This is a genomic window from Pseudomonas sp. J452 (genome assembly GCF_024666525.1).
Lineage (GTDB): Bacteria > Pseudomonadota > Gammaproteobacteria > Pseudomonadales > Pseudomonadaceae > Aquipseudomonas.
Genome location: NZ_CP088294.1, coordinates 3,955,672 through 3,970,356, shown reverse-complemented (window position 1 = coordinate 3,970,356; position 14,685 = coordinate 3,955,672). Strand labels below are relative to the sequence as shown.

Below are 14,685 nucleotides of genomic sequence, written 5' to 3'. Positions count from 1 at the left end.
TATCCTAACGTGCTTCGCTCACACTGAGAAAAATCTATAGTGTGTTAGTTAAGGCTTTGCTCAACGCTATCGACGTAAATTCGCAGCCTTTCGTTTTTGGCATCGCCATCAAGACCATAGTGGATCTCCCGATGGCATGCGGGACATACCGCACCAATGAAACGTGGGTGATCTAGACCTCCATCCGAAAGGCGATTGATATGGTGTGGTTCGAGGTAGGGAGAACCATCTTTTCGTTTGAATGGAGCATCTTCGCCGCACGACTCACAGAGACCTGCGGCGCGCATCAGTACATAGTTTTTGACCTTGACGCTTCGCTTGTAGATGTTGCGCAGCGCGTTTCCTGTAGCTGATTGCTCCCCAGACTCGATTGCCTGCAGGGCCAGCTTGCGAGCGTCATCGAGAGTAGGAGGCTTAGGTTCATCGACGTCATCCTCGATACCTGCCTCGTTCATGCTATTCAGGCGCACAAGCTGGAAGATCACAATCGCTCGTCGATTCCCCTCGCGGTCTTCTCCCTCCGCCCAGTAGTGGTCTGCGCAGACGAACTCCCCCAAGTATTTTTGGCCAAGGCTTTTGCCTGCCTTCTTGCCGAGAGACTTGAATAGATGAAGGGAGCGGCCCTCTTGTGCATGATTTAAGACGGCTTTGTTTCCACCCGAAAGACGCATGTCTCCGGATTGTCCTTCGCCCGTGTAATGGTATACGCCGGCTTCATCGAAATGGTCCTGGTACCCGTACTGCTTACCGCTTTCTCCGGTAAACAGAAAAACGACTGGCGCTTTTTTCGAGGGGGAAATGCCGCTTTGTTTGCTACCGCCGAACGGACCATGGATGTCTTCTCTACGATCGTAAATCTCGCCCACTTCAAAGCTAATCTTGAACGGGGAGTTCTCAGCCCCTCGTAGGTTAATGACCTCGAATCCGCGCGCTCGAAGATAGCCGTTGGTTTGGATGCCTCCGGAAAAATGCCCAACGGGTGTTCCTGTTGCCAGGGAGACGATTTTCTTCGCCGGGTAGAGGCGGTCTTGCCATTTGATCGCATAGCGATGAGCTCTGTTTTCTTCCCAACCATCCCATTCTTGGGTGTCGCGCAGATCGCGGTCGAACAGTTTGATAGCTCGTTCGAGCTTGGCAGCAGTGGCGTTTGGCAGGATCAATTTAGACGTCCCTGATCGAATTCATGGTAAAGGTTTATCAAGTGATGGAAATAGGTAGCCAGGCTCGCGATCTAGGCCAAGCCCACGATGGCCCGTTTCACTGCCACGCCGGACATTGGTCACGGCGCAAGAAGCTTTCGAAAGTACTCAGTCGTCTCCGGATCAGTGCAATACAGATAGCAACCTTTCATTCCTCGGGTCATGAGGGTTCTGTAGGTGTTCTTGATGATCAGATCGGTCTCCCGCTGAGCAAAGGCCGAGTCCTCCTTGCTCAGCTTCTTGTAGCCGCGAATCGATTTGTCATGTTTGTCTCGCTCGGAAGGGCAGGTGACGACCTCTCCATTTCTCACGACCAGATCTGGCCCGATGATTACGCCGATATAGTCAACCTCAAGCCCCTGGCAGGTATGGATGCATCCCACCTGATTAATGGACTGATCAGCAATGATCCAAAGGCTGCCGTCTTCGCTTAGATTCCATTGCCGCCGGTAGTCGCCGATCACGATGTCGTCTGCGAGAGGGTCTTTCTTGCTCCGCCATGGCCAGCAGTATCCGGCGACGACTCGGGCTTTGTTGCCTGCGTTGTGGGCCTCGATGGCCTCATGAAGCGCTTGAGGGGTGTCGAAGACCTGGAAGTCATAATCGCGACGATCTAGAACCTCATTTGCCGTTGGCCTGATATCTAAAGCGTTATCGAGCCAGGCCAGATAACCATCAGAGCCGCTGCAGCGGAACTGCGATGCTAGGTCGTACTCTTCGACTATCGCGCCCTTAGCTTCGGCAAAGTGACGTATTGCCTTCTTGCTGCCGATATCGCTCAGGGTTACACGTTGATCCTCGTCGATGAAAAAGACCGTGCACTTGGAGGCTTCGATGAGCTCCTTGATCTGGTTCTCACCCAAGTTGGCGTAGAGACCACTCTTCTCATTGAGCCGGTGGGCTTCATCGACGATCAGGAAGTCGAAGAGGTTGGTCTCGGCATCGACAAATGAGCCAGAGCCCGTGAACATGTGGGAAAACTTGGTTCGAGTGATCGTCCCAACCAGTTTTGTCTCGTAAACACGTCTAGGGGCCGCATTCTTAGAAACGTATTTCCCCAGAAGCCCCAAGGATGTCAGTTTGACGAGTAGGTTCAGCGCAAGGACGGTTTTACCTGTTCCTGGGCCGCCTTCGATTATCACAACACGGGGCTGATCGCTCGAGGAGGATTTTGCGGCGGCAAGCGTGGCCTCGTAGACCTCTTTCTGGTCGTCAATCAGGACGAACTCGGGCTTACCCTTGAGCAGGCCAGTCAGCGAGTCAGCAAGAGCTTTGGATGGGCGAATACGGCCATTGACCAGCTCGTATAGAACAGTCTTGCTGTCGCCAGAATGTATGTATTTTCGGATGAATGCCCGCAGCTGCTCGAGCTCGTCCTTACCCTTAAGAAACAGCGGAGCCTTTTCGATGTAAGGCTGGTAGTGAGGCGCATCAATGACGCCGTCGCGCACATAGTTGTGCAGATAGGCGCATGGTCGAAGAGCGATGCTGCGGTCGTATACGGCCTCGTTGAAGCCTTCGAGCAAGGAGGCATAAGACCAAGCCTGGTATGAGGGATGAACGGTCTCGTTCAAGCCTTTACCTAGCGCGGTGACGATGATGGCGTCTTTCTCAGACAGCCTCGATGAGCTCCATTGCTTGAGCTCGATGAGAACGGCATTTTTTTGGCCGGCCTCGCCGTGACCGGTTAGGGTGAAGTCGATTCGTTTTGACGATTGAGGAAGGTGCAGCTCGATAGCGAGACCTGCATCGTCAGGTACCCCTTCATCGCGAAGGACCTTGGCCATGTAGCCGAGAGATCCCCTCCAGGACTCCATTTCGGAGCGCCCAACTCGCTTGCCTGTTTTGGCGGTGTAGTGGGCGAGGATTACATCCTCGATGTCTTCATTGTCATGTACGTGAAGGAACTGCTTCTTCGTGGCTTCGTAGACAATCAACTTCAGTCTTCCTTGGCAAACGTCAGGTCTAGATCTGATCGTACTTCTTGCTTGTGTTCCAGGCTTTAGCGACTGGATATTTTTCAGCGTTGAGCTTCAGCTTCTGCTGGGCTGCAGCGTTCAAGTCTACCCCGAGTACAGAGGCAAGCCGGACCACATACATAAGCACGTCCGCAAGCTCATCCTTCACAGCTTGGGATGTCTCCGGGTTGCCAGCTGCCGCCTTGGAGGCGTCTTCAGTCATCCACTGGAAAATCTCCACGAGTTCACCTACCTCGCCGCTCAGGGCCATTGCCAGATTTTTGGGGGAGTGGAACTGAGCCCAGTTACGGTCATTGGCAAACTGCTCAAGCTCTTTCGCAAGATGCGTTACGTCGACCAGGGCTGGGGTGCTTTGGGATGTCACTATGAATTCCTATCGTATTAAGTCGAGTATTCAGCGGGCTTAGACCGGGCTTGGTAAGCGGGTCATCCTGGAGAACCCAGTACGGCCAAGCTTAAGAAATCCCTGTCGACTGTTTCAAAAATGCCCGGCCTGAGCCACGCGGTAGCTCCGCTTGAATAGGCATTGGAGTAAGCCCAGTTGACGACTCGGCGACATGCTTGAGCGTCAACAACGAGGCCCGCTTGGAGGCCAATATCCGCAATGTCGTCGCCACGTTTGGCCAGACGCTCGAGCCATCGCTCCAGGTGCTGCCTGCCCGCCAACATGGACGACTTGCTTCGGTTGCAAGCAGGGTGTGCAAGAAGAAAGTTGTGGGCTAAGTCCCGCGGGTAAAGTGAGAAGGGAATGAAGTGGTCAACGTCGACCTTGTTCAAGGGCGCGCCGCAATAGAAGCAGTTGTTGCCATCAACCTTTCGGAGTCCGACGGCTAGCGAAGCTAGAGACTGGCGGGACGCCTCAAACAGGAACTGCTCAAGATCATCAGCTACGCCCAGAATCATGTGGTTGAGACGATTATTCTTGATGTGCTTCACCCAATTTGAGCGCGCAATCTCTTGCAGTATGGGTTGGAAACGTCGGAAGCAGAACGCTACACCGCTCTTAAGCCGAACGAGCCCGCGTGCCGGCCTTTCATAGATGAATTCATCAGTACCGCCGGCAAAATTTTGGAGGTAAGTCAGCGGCTGCGCTGACACGGTCTGAGTCACGGTTGCCCGTAGAGATGCGTATTCCGGATGTTTGGATGCAGCTAAAGGGCTTGAGCAAAGCGTTCTAGCTCGAAAACTCTCGATAGCTGAGACAACTGCAGCCTGTGCTCCGTTGTTTTGGATGAGCACTTTGGGCGTGGCGTCTGGTTGCGAGGCCAAATAAGGGGAGGTCTGGTGCCAGTAGAGCTGGATGAAGCGTTCACCAATCTCTCGTGTAGTGAGATCAAGTGAGTCCCCGTTATCAGTACCGAGCTCAACCGCTAAGTCAGCTAGCACGATGAGAAGAGCGAATTTGTAGGTCGCGGTGAAATCACCCTCGGCAAAAAGTCTTTGCAGCTTCGTGAGGAAGAGTAACTGTGCGTCAGCTGAAGGCGGCGGAGTATTCAGGCTCACTCTCGCTGACTCCAGTAATCCGCTTTAGCCGGAATGATCCAGCGTACGCCACCTCGGGGGTCCTTCATGTCGCCGTGAAAGCGTGGGATGAGATGGATATGTAGGTGTGGAACGGTCTGGCCTGCAGCCGCGCTGTCATTGATGCCGATGTTGTAGCCATCAGGCTGATATTCCTTCTCAACATTGCTTCTGGCCTCGTCCAAGAGCGTCAGAAGTGCAGCCCGTTCCTCTGGCGTTGCCTCAAAAAAGGATCCGACATGCCTTTTGGGGATGATCAGGCTATGCCCAGGTGATATTGGGTACCCGTCCCGGATCCAGAAAGCGTGGAGATTTTCCCCAAGGACTCGAAAGGAGGGCAGGGTGCAGAAGGGGCAGGCTATTTCGGTCATGGGATGGCGAACAATTCCAAAGTGAACGCGCTTAAAACCCGAACTTTGGCACCTGCGGAATCTCCGGGCAAGAAAGCTGAATAGCTCACCATGTGCTCAGCCTCGAGCCTTTTGTCGAGCTTTGCCCCCTGGCCTTGTATCGGCTCAACCCTCAAGCCGGCAAAGGACTTGCTACGGCCCAAGCATCTCGGCGGATCGCTGAGTTGGAGGCCCATTGACGCGCGATCATTTGAGCCACAGAGGGCATCCGTGGTGATTGATCGTATGTGCGTAGATTACCGGGCTTATTCGGCTCATTAAGTGAGCCGAAAGTGCTGCGTATTCGGCTCACAGCCATTCGCGGCGCCAGGGACTTTTGCGGGAAACCGTAAATAATCGTGGGGAGCTGTAGGACATCGGTTGCAGCGAGCGTCCTGAGTAGTGCTTTTAAAATCAATGGGTTACATGGTCGACTACTCGCATGGGGTGCAAGGGGTAGAGTGTTCGAATCACTCCGTCCCGACCATATAATCCCAACATCAAAGCCTGGTCAGAAATGACCGGGCTTTTTTGTTTTCTGGATTTGCGTTAAGTGCTTTTCGTAGATGCTGTGGCTCCAGTACTGGGGTTAGTGCTTCTCTGACGTTCCTCTCTCATAAATGCTTGTTGCGCGCCGACGGCTGTCGATCCTCCACAGCAGTGCAGCTAGGCTTCACTGCATGCATGTCTCCGCCATTGCAGCCTAAAACGGTAGATTTGATCTCTGTCTTTGGGTTCCTCGACCAGCGGTTCTTACGTTTAAATTACGACTAACATATATTTGGTTGGTAATTGAAATCCAACGCTGGCGGGCTGTAGCTAGGGCCGCACACACAGATCAGTCTGCGCACGGGAGAAGGGTTATGAACAAGCAACATGCGATGGGCTTGGCACTGGTGACCGGTGCTTCGTCGGGGATTGGCGCCACCTATGCTGAGCGCCTGGCGCAGCGTGGCTATGACCTGCTCTTGGTGGCGCGTGATCTGCAGCGGCTTGAAGCCATGGCCGGGCGTCTGGCTCAGGAATATGGCGTGGCAGTGGAAGTGCTCAAGGCGGATCTCACGCGCAAAGATGACATGCGTTTGGTCGAGCAACGCCTGCGCAGTGACGCCAGTATCAGCCTGCTGGTCAACAATGCCGGGGTGGCGCTGAACGGTAGCCTTGCCGAAGCCGATCTGGACCGTGCGGATGACCTGATCCAGCTCAACGTGGTTGCGCTGACCCGCCTGGCTGCTGCAGCTGCGGCTAGTTTCAGTGCGGCCGGGCGTGGGGGCATCATCAATATCGCCTCGGTGGTGGCGCTGGCCCCGGAAATGTTCAACGCCATTTACAGCGCCTCCAAAGCCTATGTGCTCAGCTTGACTCAGACTCTGCACAGCGAAGTCGGCAAGCTGGGTGTGCAGGTTCAGGCCGTGTTGCCGGGCGTGACGCGTACGGAGATTTGGGAGCGTTCGGGTGTTGATGAAGCGGCTTTGCCGGCAGAGATGATCATGGAGGTCGGCGAAATGGTCGATGCGGCGCTGGCCGGTTTCGATCAGGGCGAGCTGATCACTATTCCTTCGCTGCCGGATGCTGCTGACTGGCAGGCATTTGTCGGCGCGCGCGCCAAGCTCGGGCCTAACCTGTCGCGCAACAGTGCGGCGGCCCGCTACAAATAAGCGTGGGAAAAATGAGAAGCCCTTTCCGTTAGCGGGAAGGGCTTTCCATTTGGGCCTATTTCAAGCCTCTGGCTGGGCTTCGGTTTGCTCGATGAGCAACTTGCGCGTGGTTTTCAGCAGGCGATCGGACAGTTGTGGGTCACTGACGCTGCGTGACAGCAGCAAGGCCCCCACCATGGCAGAAAACATCAGCACGCTTTGCTCGGCGGCATCCTCGCCGTCGAGCTTGGACTCGATCATGGTCAGGCGGTCGAGGATGAGTTGGTCGGTGGTGCTGCTAGGTTGGCCGCGCTGCCCCAGTTCGGCGCAGATGGTCGGCAGTGGACAGCCTGCGCCGGGGTCGGCGCGGTGTGCGCTGGACAGGTAGCGCGCGATGAAGGTACTCAGCGGCTGAGCATCGGCCATGTCTTCCTGGGTGTCGGTTCGCAGCTGTTCCACGGCATGCTGCAGGGCGGTTTCGACCAGCTCATCCTTGGATTTGAAGTGAGCATAGAAGCCGCCGTGGGTCAGTCCCAGGGTCTTCATCAAGGGCTGCAGGCCGGTCGCGCCGACGCCATCGCGCCGGAACAGGCGGGCGGCTTCGTCGATGATGCGTTGATGGGTTTGGGCTTTGTGTTCCTGTGAGTAGCGCATGGTGGGCCTTGTCTCTTCAGGTTCTTAGGATGCTGCCTGTCATCTTACCTCTTTTGTCGATGCCTGACTGATGCGAGTAGGTGTGGTCTGCAGGCGGGGAAGGGCTGCGACGCGCTCTTCCCCGTATACGCTTCAGTTGTCGACCGCTTCGAGCAGGGTGGCTACGCCTTGGCCACCGGCGATGCACTGGGTGGCAATGGCATAGCGCCCGCCGGTGCGCTTGAGCAGGGCGGCGGCTTTGCCGGTGATCCGTGCTCCGGTGGCACCCAGCGGATGGCCAAGAGCGAGGGCGCCGCCATCCAGGTTGACCTTGGCCATATCCAGGCCGAGTTCACGGATGCAGGCAATCGATTGGCTGGCGAAGGCTTCGTTGATTTCCACCAGGTCGATGTCGGCGATGCTCAGGCCGGCGCGCTGCAATACCTTGCGCGTTGCCACTACCGGCCCCATGCCCATGATCTCGGGCGCGCAACCGCCCACGGCAACGGCCTTGATTCGCGCCAGGATGTCCAGCTTGTGCTGGCGCGCGAATGCTTCGGTGCAGACCAGGACGGCGGCGCTGCCATCGGTCAGTGGCGATGAGGTGGCGGCGGTGACACTGCCGCCGAAGGCCGGCTTGAGGCCGGCGAGGGACTCGAGGTTGGTTCCTGGGCGAATACAGCCATCTTCGCTGACCTGTCCGTCTGGCGTGTCGATGGTGACGATCTCGTCTGCCAGCAGGCCCAGCGCACGGGCGTTGGCGGCCTTGGCGTGGGACTCGACGGCCATTGCTTCCTGCTCGCTGCGGCTGATGGCAAAGCGCTTGGCTACTTCTTCGGCGGTGTGCCCCATGGCCATGTAGACCTGCGGGAAGCTGCCCATCAGCGTCGGGTTGGGTGAGATGTTGAAGCCGCCCATGGGCACGCGGGTCATGGATTCGACCCCGGCGCAGATAAATGCCTCGCCGGCGCCCAGCATGATTTGGCCGGCGGCGAAGTGCACGGCAGTCATCGACGAGCCGCAGAAGCGGTTGACCGTGGCGCCGCCCAGGGTTTCCGGAAAGCCTGCGCGGAAGCTGGCGATGCGGGCGATGTTCATGCCTTGTTCGGCTTCGGGGTAAGCACAACCCATGATCACGTCTTCGATTTGTGCGGGATCCAGGTCGAGTTTGCCCATCAATCCCTGGAGAACCTGGGCTGCCAGGTCGTCGGGACGGATATTGATCAGTCCGCCTTTCTTGGCGAAGTGGAAAGGCGAGCGGGCAAAACCTGCGATAACGATGGACGACATGACAATGCTCCTTGGTTATGGAGGGCTACTCCGTGGTTCGGGATGAACCGTGGATAATTAAAATGATAGGTGTAATTTTATTTTTCGGATAGATGATGATCGAAATTTAAAATGATCGATGTCGATCGGGTTCGGATTGAGGGGCACCAGGCCGTTGGCTATCGGCGCATATCGAGGATCAGGCAGGTCGTTGAACCGACTGCGTACAGGCGGTCATCGACATCGTAAATGCGTCCTTCGGCCAGTGCGGTCGAGCGCCCCAGATGCACTATGCGCCCCTCGGCGCGGACGGGGCCGACATCGCCTCGCAGGGCACGAACAAAACTGACGCGCAAATCCGTCGTGGTGTAACCCTGGCCCGGCTGGAGCAGGGTGTGGATGGCGCAACCCATGCAGGAGTCGAGCAGGGTTGCCGCATAGCCGCCATGCACGCTGCCCAGCGGATTGTAGTGGCGCGTATCTGGAGTGCCCTGGAAGACGAAGTAGCCGCTTGACCATTCCAGTGGCACGAAGTCCACCAGGTGGCCGAACGGCGGGGAGGGCAGTTCACCGCTGCCGATCTGTGCAAAGAACTCCTGCGGCTGCAGGGCGCTGACTTCAGCAAGGCTGAGGGTGCCGGGAGATGCCAGGCGGGCGCGGGCGGCCTCTCCTGCAGCTATCCATTGGTTCAGTTTTTCAGTGTGAGATGAGTCGGGCATGGCGGGTCTCGTCGGGTGTTTGTCAGATGAATTATAGATGTAATTCTATTTTTATATTATGGTTGAAATCCAAAATGGCAACCGGATTTCACTGGAAGGCGGTTGCGGATCATTGCTCAGGAGTGCCGCCATGCCGACTCATCCGCTTCCTTCGCGAGTTTTACTGATTCTGCTAGTGGTCTTGACGGCTCTGGGCGAGATATCGACGCAGTTGATCATTCCCAGCCTGGGGGCCTTGGAAAGGGATCTGCTGGCCAGTCCGGGGGCGGGTGTTCTGGCGCTCGCAGTCTTTGTGGGGGCCTTTGGTGTCGGCCAATTGATCCTGGGGCCGTTATCCGACCGGATCGGGCGCCGGCCGGTTCTGCTGGGCGGTTTATCGCTCTATCTGTTGGCCACCACAGGAATGCTGTTGGCCAGCAGCATGGAAACCTTCATTGCGGCGCGCTTGCTGCAAGGTTTGGGGGCTTGCGCGGCGCTGGTGCTGGCGCGTGCGATCGTGCGCGATGTCTGGCAGGCGCAGGCTGCTCCGGCATTGGCGCTGACGGTGATTGGCATGCTCTGCGCCATTGTGGTTTCACCTATGTTGGGTGGCTTCCTGGCAAGCCAGGGCGGCTGGCAGATGCCGGTGTTTGCGGCGCTGCTAGTGGGGCTGGGCGCTTTGCTGGCGGTGCTGACTATTTATAAGGAGAGCAATCAGGCGCTCGACCCTCAGGCCGGTCAGTTGCGTGGTTTGCTGGGCAACTATCTCGATTTACTCAAGGGGCGCTCCTGCCGGGTGTTGGCGCTGGCTCTGCTATTTACCTACGGCGCGATGTTCGCCGTGATCGCAGGATCTTCGAGTGTCTATATAGGTTTGCTCGGGTTGTCGTCCGCCGAATATGGCCTGACCTTTGGTTTTATCGTTTCCGGGCTGATTGGTGGGGCATTGCTGACGCGCCGGATGATTCTGCAGGTCGGGCCTGAACGGCTGGTAGCCATCGGGGTGAGTTTTGTCGCGGTCGGCGCTGTCGCTACGCTAGCTATATATAAGTTGCTGGGACTGTCCGTCCTTGGTTTGTCTCTGCCGCAAGTGCTGGTGACGTTTGGCGGGGGGATGGTTCTGCCTGCCGCAGTCGCCGGCGCGGTGATGCCCAATGCCCATCGCGCAGGTCTGGCTGCCGGACTGATGGGGTTTGCCCAGATGTTGGGCGCAACCTGCAGCGGTCTGTTGCTGAGTGCGATGCAGGATGGAACGGCCTGGCCTATGGTTCTCCTGCATGTACTGTTTGCGCTGTGTGCTTTCTTTGTCTTCCATGCGCTGCGCCATCCACGTCAGGTTGGTGTGCAGGTCGCGCATGAACAACCTTGAAAAGGTCGGAGCGTCCCATGAGCGTGTATGACGTGGTGGTGATCGGTGGTGGGCCGGGCGGCTACAACGCCGCGATCAGGGCGGGGCAGTTGGGCTTGAAGGTTGCCTGTGTCGAGGGGAGAGAGACTCTCGGCGGTACCTGCCTGAATGTAGGCTGCATGCCGTCGAAGGCATTGCTGCACGCTTCCGAGCTCTACGAGGCGGCAATGGGCGGCGAGTTCGCCAATCTTGGTATCGAGGTCAAGCCACAGCTCAATCTGACGCAGATGATGAAGCAGAAAGACGAGAGCGTGGCGGCCCTGACCAAGGGTGTCGAATTTCTCTTTCGCAAGAACAAGGTCGACTGGATCAAGGGCTGGGGACGGCTCGATGGTGCAGGGCGCGTGCTGGTCACGGCGGCGGACGGCAGCCAGACCGAGTTGCAGGCAAAGGACATTGTTATCGCCACCGGCTCTGAGCCGACGCCGCTGCCTGGAGTGGTCATCGATAACCAACGTATTCTGGACTCGACGGGCGCGTTGTCGTTGCCCGAGGTGCCTAAGCACCTGGTGGTGATCGGCGCCGGGGTGATCGGCCTCGAGTTGGGGTCGGTGTGGCGACGTCTGGGGAGCCAGGTCACCGTCGTCGAATTTCTTGAGCGGATTTGCCCGGGGCTGGATGAAGAAACGGGCAAGACCCTGCAGCGCTCACTGGCCAAGCAGGGGATGAGTTTCAAGCTCGGCTCGAAGGTGACTGCTGCTGCCGTCACGGATGCGGGTGTTGAGTTGAGTATCGAGCCTGCCAGCGGAGGCGCGGCGCAGCTGCTGCAGGTGGATTATGTGCTGGTCGCTATTGGTCGTCGTCCTTATACCCAGGGGCTGGGTTTGGACAGTGTGGGTGTCCAGGCCGACAAGCGCGGCATGCTCGAGAATCAGCGTCATCGCAGCAGCGCGCCTGGCGTCTGGGTGATAGGTGATGTGACCTCCGGGCTGATGCTTGCGCACAAAGCTGAGGACGAGGCGATTGCCTGCATCGAGCAGATAGCGGGCAAGGCGGCCGAGGTCAACTACGACGTTATCCCCAATGTCATCTATACCCGTCCCGAAGTGGCCTGTGTCGGCAAGACTGAAGAGCAGCTCAAGGCCGAGGGGCGCGCCTATAAGGTCGGCAAGTTCCCGTTCACCGCCAATAGCCGGGCAAAGATCAATCATGAGACCGAGGGTTTCGTCAAAGTCCTGGCCGATGAGCGCAGCGATGAGATTCTCGGTGTACACATGGTTGGGCCCAGTGTTAGCGAGATGATCGGCGAATACTGCGTCGCCATGGAGTTCGCTGCCTCAGCCGAAGACATTGCGCTGATCTGTCATCCGCATCCCACTCGATCCGAAGCGTTGCGTCAGGCGGCAATGGGGGTTGAAGGCTGGATAATGCAGGCCTGAACTGGCCATTTGGCTGAATTTGAAAATGATTAGCAGAAAGGCGTTGACGGCGAAATCTGCGGGCCTATAATGCGCACCTCTTCCGGCGCAGCCTGATCTGAAAACTCCTTGCTAAACAAGAAGTTAGATGAAAATAAAGGTTGCGATGGTGGCGGATTCGAGTAGAATGCGCCGGGCTGACAGGGTGGTGGTTTGATCCTGTTAGTGCTTCGGTTCGAAAGAGCTGAAGAAGCTTGAAGGAGGTGGTTGACAGCGAGTTTGAACGCTGTAGAATTCGCCTCCCGCTGATGTGAAGCGAAAGCAGATCGGAAGCGCAAGCGGTTGAGAAGAAACGAAAAATTCTTCGAAACTGGTTGACAGAAAGAAAGGCTGCTGTAGAATGCGCGGCCTCGGTTGAGACGAAAGACTTAATCGAAACGCTCTTTAACAACTTGAATCAAGCAATTCGTGTGGGTGCTTGTGGAGTAAGACTGTTAGTCGCAAGATTATCAGCAACACAAGTAACTCTTCGTGAATTCAAAGAGTTTATTTGCGATTGCTGAGCCAAGTTTAGGGTTTTCTCAAAACCCAAGCAGTATTGAACTGAAGAGTTTGATCATGGCTCAGATTGAACGCTGGCGGCAGGCCTAACACATGCAAGTCGAGCGGTAGAGAGGTGCTTGCATCTCTTGAGAGCGGCGGACGGGTGAGTAATGCCTAGGAATCTGCCTAGTGGTGGGGGATAACGTTCGGAAACGGACGCTAATACCGCATACGTCCTACGGGAGAAAGCGGGGGATCTTCGGACCTCGCGCCATTAGATGAGCCTAGGTCGGATTAGCTAGTTGGTGAGGTAAAGGCTCACCAAGGCGACGATCCGTAACTGGTCTGAGAGGATGATCAGTCACACTGGAACTGAGACACGGTCCAGACTCCTACGGGAGGCAGCAGTGGGGAATATTGGACAATGGGCGAAAGCCTGATCCAGCCATGCCGCGTGTGTGAAGAAGGTCTTCGGATTGTAAAGCACTTTAAGTTGGGAGGAAGGGTAGTAACCTAATACGTTGCTACTTTGACGTTACCGACAGAATAAGCACCGGCTAACTTCGTGCCAGCAGCCGCGGTAATACGAAGGGTGCAAGCGTTAATCGGAATTACTGGGCGTAAAGCGCGCGTAGGTGGTTCAGCAAGTTGGATGTGAAAGCCCTGGGCTCAACCTGGGAACTGCATCCAAAACTACTGAGCTAGAGTACGGTAGAGGGTAGTGGAATTTCCTGTGTAGCGGTGAAATGCGTAGATATAGGAAGGAACACCAGTGGCGAAGGCGACTACCTGGACTGATACTGACACTGAGGTGCGAAAGCGTGGGGAGCAAACAGGATTAGATACCCTGGTAGTCCACGCCGTAAACGATGTCGACTAGCCGTTGGGATCCTTGAGATCTTAGTGGCGCAGCTAACGCATTAAGTCGACCGCCTGGGGAGTACGGCCGCAAGGTTAAAACTCAAATGAATTGACGGGGGCCCGCACAAGCGGTGGAGCATGTGGTTTAATTCGAAGCAACGCGAAGAACCTTACCTGGCCTTGACATGCTGAGAACTTTCTAGAGATAGATTGGTGCCTTCGGGAACTCAGACACAGGTGCTGCATGGCTGTCGTCAGCTCGTGTCGTGAGATGTTGGGTTAAGTCCCGTAACGAGCGCAACCCTTGTCCTTAGTTACCAGCACGTTATGGTGGGCACTCTAAGGAGACTGCCGGTGACAAACCGGAGGAAGGTGGGGATGACGTCAAGTCATCATGGCCCTTACGGCCAGGGCTACACACGTGCTACAATGGTCGGTACAAAGGGTTGCCAAGCCGCGAGGTGGAGCTAATCCCATAAAACCGATCGTAGTCCGGATCGCAGTCTGCAACTCGACTGCGTGAAGTCGGAATCGCTAGTAATCGTGAATCAGAATGTCACGGTGAATACGTTCCCGGGCCTTGTACACACCGCCCGTCACACCATGGGAGTGGGTTGCTCCAGAAGTAGCTAGTCTAACCGCAAGGGGGACGGTTACCACGGAGTGATTCATGACTGGGGTGAAGTCGTAACAAGGTAGCCGTAGGGGAACCTGCGGCTGGATCACCTCCTTAATCGAAGACTTCAGCTTCTTCATAAGTTCCCACACGAATTGCTTGATTCACTTGCGAAAAGCGATTGGGTTATTACCCGAGAGTAAGACGATTGGGTCTGTAGCTCAGTTGGTTAGAGCGCACCCCTGATAAGGGTGAGGTCGGCAGTTCGAATCTGCCCAGACCCACCAATTGTCAAGGGATGTGGCCAGTCCGTAGATGGGGCCATAGCTCAGCTGGGAGAGCGCCTGCCTTGCACGCAGGAGGTCAGGAGTTCGATCCTCCTTGGCTCCACCATTAACTCTTGAATCGCTGAAAGCTTAGAATTGAATGCTTATGTATGAAGCATTGAATTCTGGTCTTTGCGCCAGAACTGTTCTTTAAAAATTTGGGTATGTGATAGAAGTAGACCGATGTGTTGCTTTCACTGGCAGCATATCGAGTCAAGGTAAAATTTGCGTGTTCTCTATGCAAATTT

General features: G+C 56.2%; 11 protein-coding genes, 2 tRNA genes and 1 rRNA gene. 6 read left to right on the top strand and 8 right to left on the bottom strand.

Features of this window, described 5'->3' with window-relative positions; all coding sequences use genetic code 11:
- Positions 1 to 44: 44 nt before the first annotated feature.
- The 5 genes from LRS11_RS17985 to LRS11_RS17965 form a co-directional block, all read right to left on the bottom strand.
- Positions 45 to 1,160, bottom strand: coding sequence for an HNH endonuclease (locus tag LRS11_RS17985; RefSeq protein ID WP_260494235.1), 1,116 nt, complete (start codon positions 1,158 to 1,160; stop codon positions 45 to 47).
- Between the two features lie 119 nt (positions 1,161 to 1,279).
- Positions 1,280 to 3,136, bottom strand: a complete 1,857-nt coding sequence (locus tag LRS11_RS17980; protein WP_260494234.1) for a DUF2075 domain-containing protein — start codon at positions 3,134 to 3,136, stop codon at positions 1,280 to 1,282.
- 28 nt (positions 3,137 to 3,164) lie between these two features.
- The gene (locus LRS11_RS17975) at positions 3,165 to 3,518 is read right to left on the bottom strand and encodes a nucleotide pyrophosphohydrolase (RefSeq protein WP_225594814.1); all 354 of its coding nucleotides are present in this window, start codon (positions 3,516 to 3,518) and stop codon (positions 3,165 to 3,167) included.
- A gap of 86 nt (positions 3,519 to 3,604) precedes the next feature.
- Entirely contained in the window at positions 3,605 to 4,681 is a 1,077-nt protein-coding gene (locus tag LRS11_RS17970; protein ID WP_196426231.1) for an HNH endonuclease, read from the bottom strand.
- The gene (locus LRS11_RS17965) at positions 4,678 to 5,070 is read right to left on the bottom strand and encodes an HIT family protein (RefSeq protein ID WP_260494233.1); all 393 of its coding nucleotides are present in this window, start codon (positions 5,068 to 5,070) and stop codon (positions 4,678 to 4,680) included. Before LRS11_RS17965 ends, LRS11_RS17970 begins: the two co-directional genes overlap by 4 nt.
- Positions 5,071 to 5,951: 881 nt before the next feature.
- Here LRS11_RS17965 and LRS11_RS17960 point away from each other — a divergent pair.
- Positions 5,952 to 6,746: an SDR family oxidoreductase gene (locus LRS11_RS17960; protein ID WP_260494232.1), complete on the top strand. Its 795-nt coding sequence runs from the start codon at positions 5,952 to 5,954 to the stop codon at positions 6,744 to 6,746.
- A gap of 60 nt (positions 6,747 to 6,806) precedes the next feature.
- On the opposite strand, the gene LRS11_RS17955 is transcribed toward LRS11_RS17960, so the two are convergent.
- The 3 genes from LRS11_RS17955 to LRS11_RS17945 all read right to left on the bottom strand — a co-directional run bounded on the left by LRS11_RS17955 (position 6,807) and on the right by LRS11_RS17945 (position 9,346).
- A complete protein-coding gene (locus LRS11_RS17955) occupies positions 6,807 to 7,379 on the bottom strand; it encodes a TetR/AcrR family transcriptional regulator (RefSeq protein WP_260494231.1) in 573 nt (190 codons plus the stop codon).
- A 132-nt stretch (positions 7,380 to 7,511) separates the two neighbouring features.
- Entirely contained in the window at positions 7,512 to 8,648 is a 1,137-nt protein-coding gene (locus LRS11_RS17950; protein ID WP_260494230.1) for a thiolase family protein, read from the bottom strand.
- 158 nt (positions 8,649 to 8,806) lie between these two features.
- On the bottom strand, positions 8,807 to 9,346 hold the full coding sequence (locus tag LRS11_RS17945) for a PaaI family thioesterase (protein ID WP_260494229.1): 540 nt from the start codon (positions 9,344 to 9,346) through the stop codon (positions 8,807 to 8,809).
- 130 nt (positions 9,347 to 9,476) lie between these two features.
- Between LRS11_RS17945 and LRS11_RS17940 the strand changes: the two genes are divergently transcribed.
- From LRS11_RS17940 to LRS11_RS17920, 5 genes are all read left to right on the top strand, one after another.
- Complete coding sequence (locus LRS11_RS17940; RefSeq protein WP_260494228.1) at positions 9,477 to 10,694, top strand: MFS transporter; 1,218 nt, start codon at positions 9,477 to 9,479, stop codon at positions 10,692 to 10,694.
- A 17-nt stretch (positions 10,695 to 10,711) separates the two neighbouring features.
- Complete coding sequence (lpdA, locus tag LRS11_RS17935) at positions 10,712 to 12,112, top strand: dihydrolipoyl dehydrogenase (protein WP_260494227.1); 1,401 nt, start codon at positions 10,712 to 10,714, stop codon at positions 12,110 to 12,112.
- A gap of 579 nt (positions 12,113 to 12,691) precedes the next feature.
- Positions 12,692 to 14,228: ribosomal RNA gene (locus LRS11_RS17930) — 16S ribosomal RNA — on the top strand.
- Between the two features lie 93 nt (positions 14,229 to 14,321).
- A tRNA-Ile gene (locus tag LRS11_RS17925) sits at positions 14,322 to 14,398 on the top strand.
- Positions 14,399 to 14,428: 30 nt separating this feature from the next.
- Positions 14,429 to 14,504 (top strand) — tRNA-Ala (locus tag LRS11_RS17920).
- Positions 14,505 to 14,685: the final 181 nt, after the last annotated feature.

Excerpts from the sequence above, each read along its gene's own strand:
- LRS11_RS17965 (WP_260494233.1), bottom strand. The coding sequence starts at position 5,070 with ATGACCGAAATAGCCTGCCCCTTCTGCACCCTGCCCTCCTTTCGAGTC.
- LRS11_RS17960 (WP_260494232.1), top strand. The coding sequence starts at position 5,952 with ATGAACAAGCAACATGCGATGGGCTTGGCACTGGTGACCGGTGCTTCG.
- LRS11_RS17955 (WP_260494231.1), bottom strand. The coding sequence starts at position 7,379 with ATGCGCTACTCACAGGAACACAAAGCCCAAACCCATCAACGCATCATC.
- LRS11_RS17950 (WP_260494230.1), bottom strand. The coding sequence starts at position 8,648 with ATGTCGTCCATCGTTATCGCAGGTTTTGCCCGCTCGCCTTTCCACTTC.
- LRS11_RS17945 (WP_260494229.1), bottom strand. The coding sequence starts at position 9,346 with ATGCCCGACTCATCTCACACTGAAAAACTGAACCAATGGATAGCTGCA.
- LRS11_RS17940 (WP_260494228.1), top strand. The coding sequence starts at position 9,477 with ATGCCGACTCATCCGCTTCCTTCGCGAGTTTTACTGATTCTGCTAGTG.
- lpdA (WP_260494227.1), top strand. The coding sequence starts at position 10,712 with ATGAGCGTGTATGACGTGGTGGTGATCGGTGGTGGGCCGGGCGGCTAC.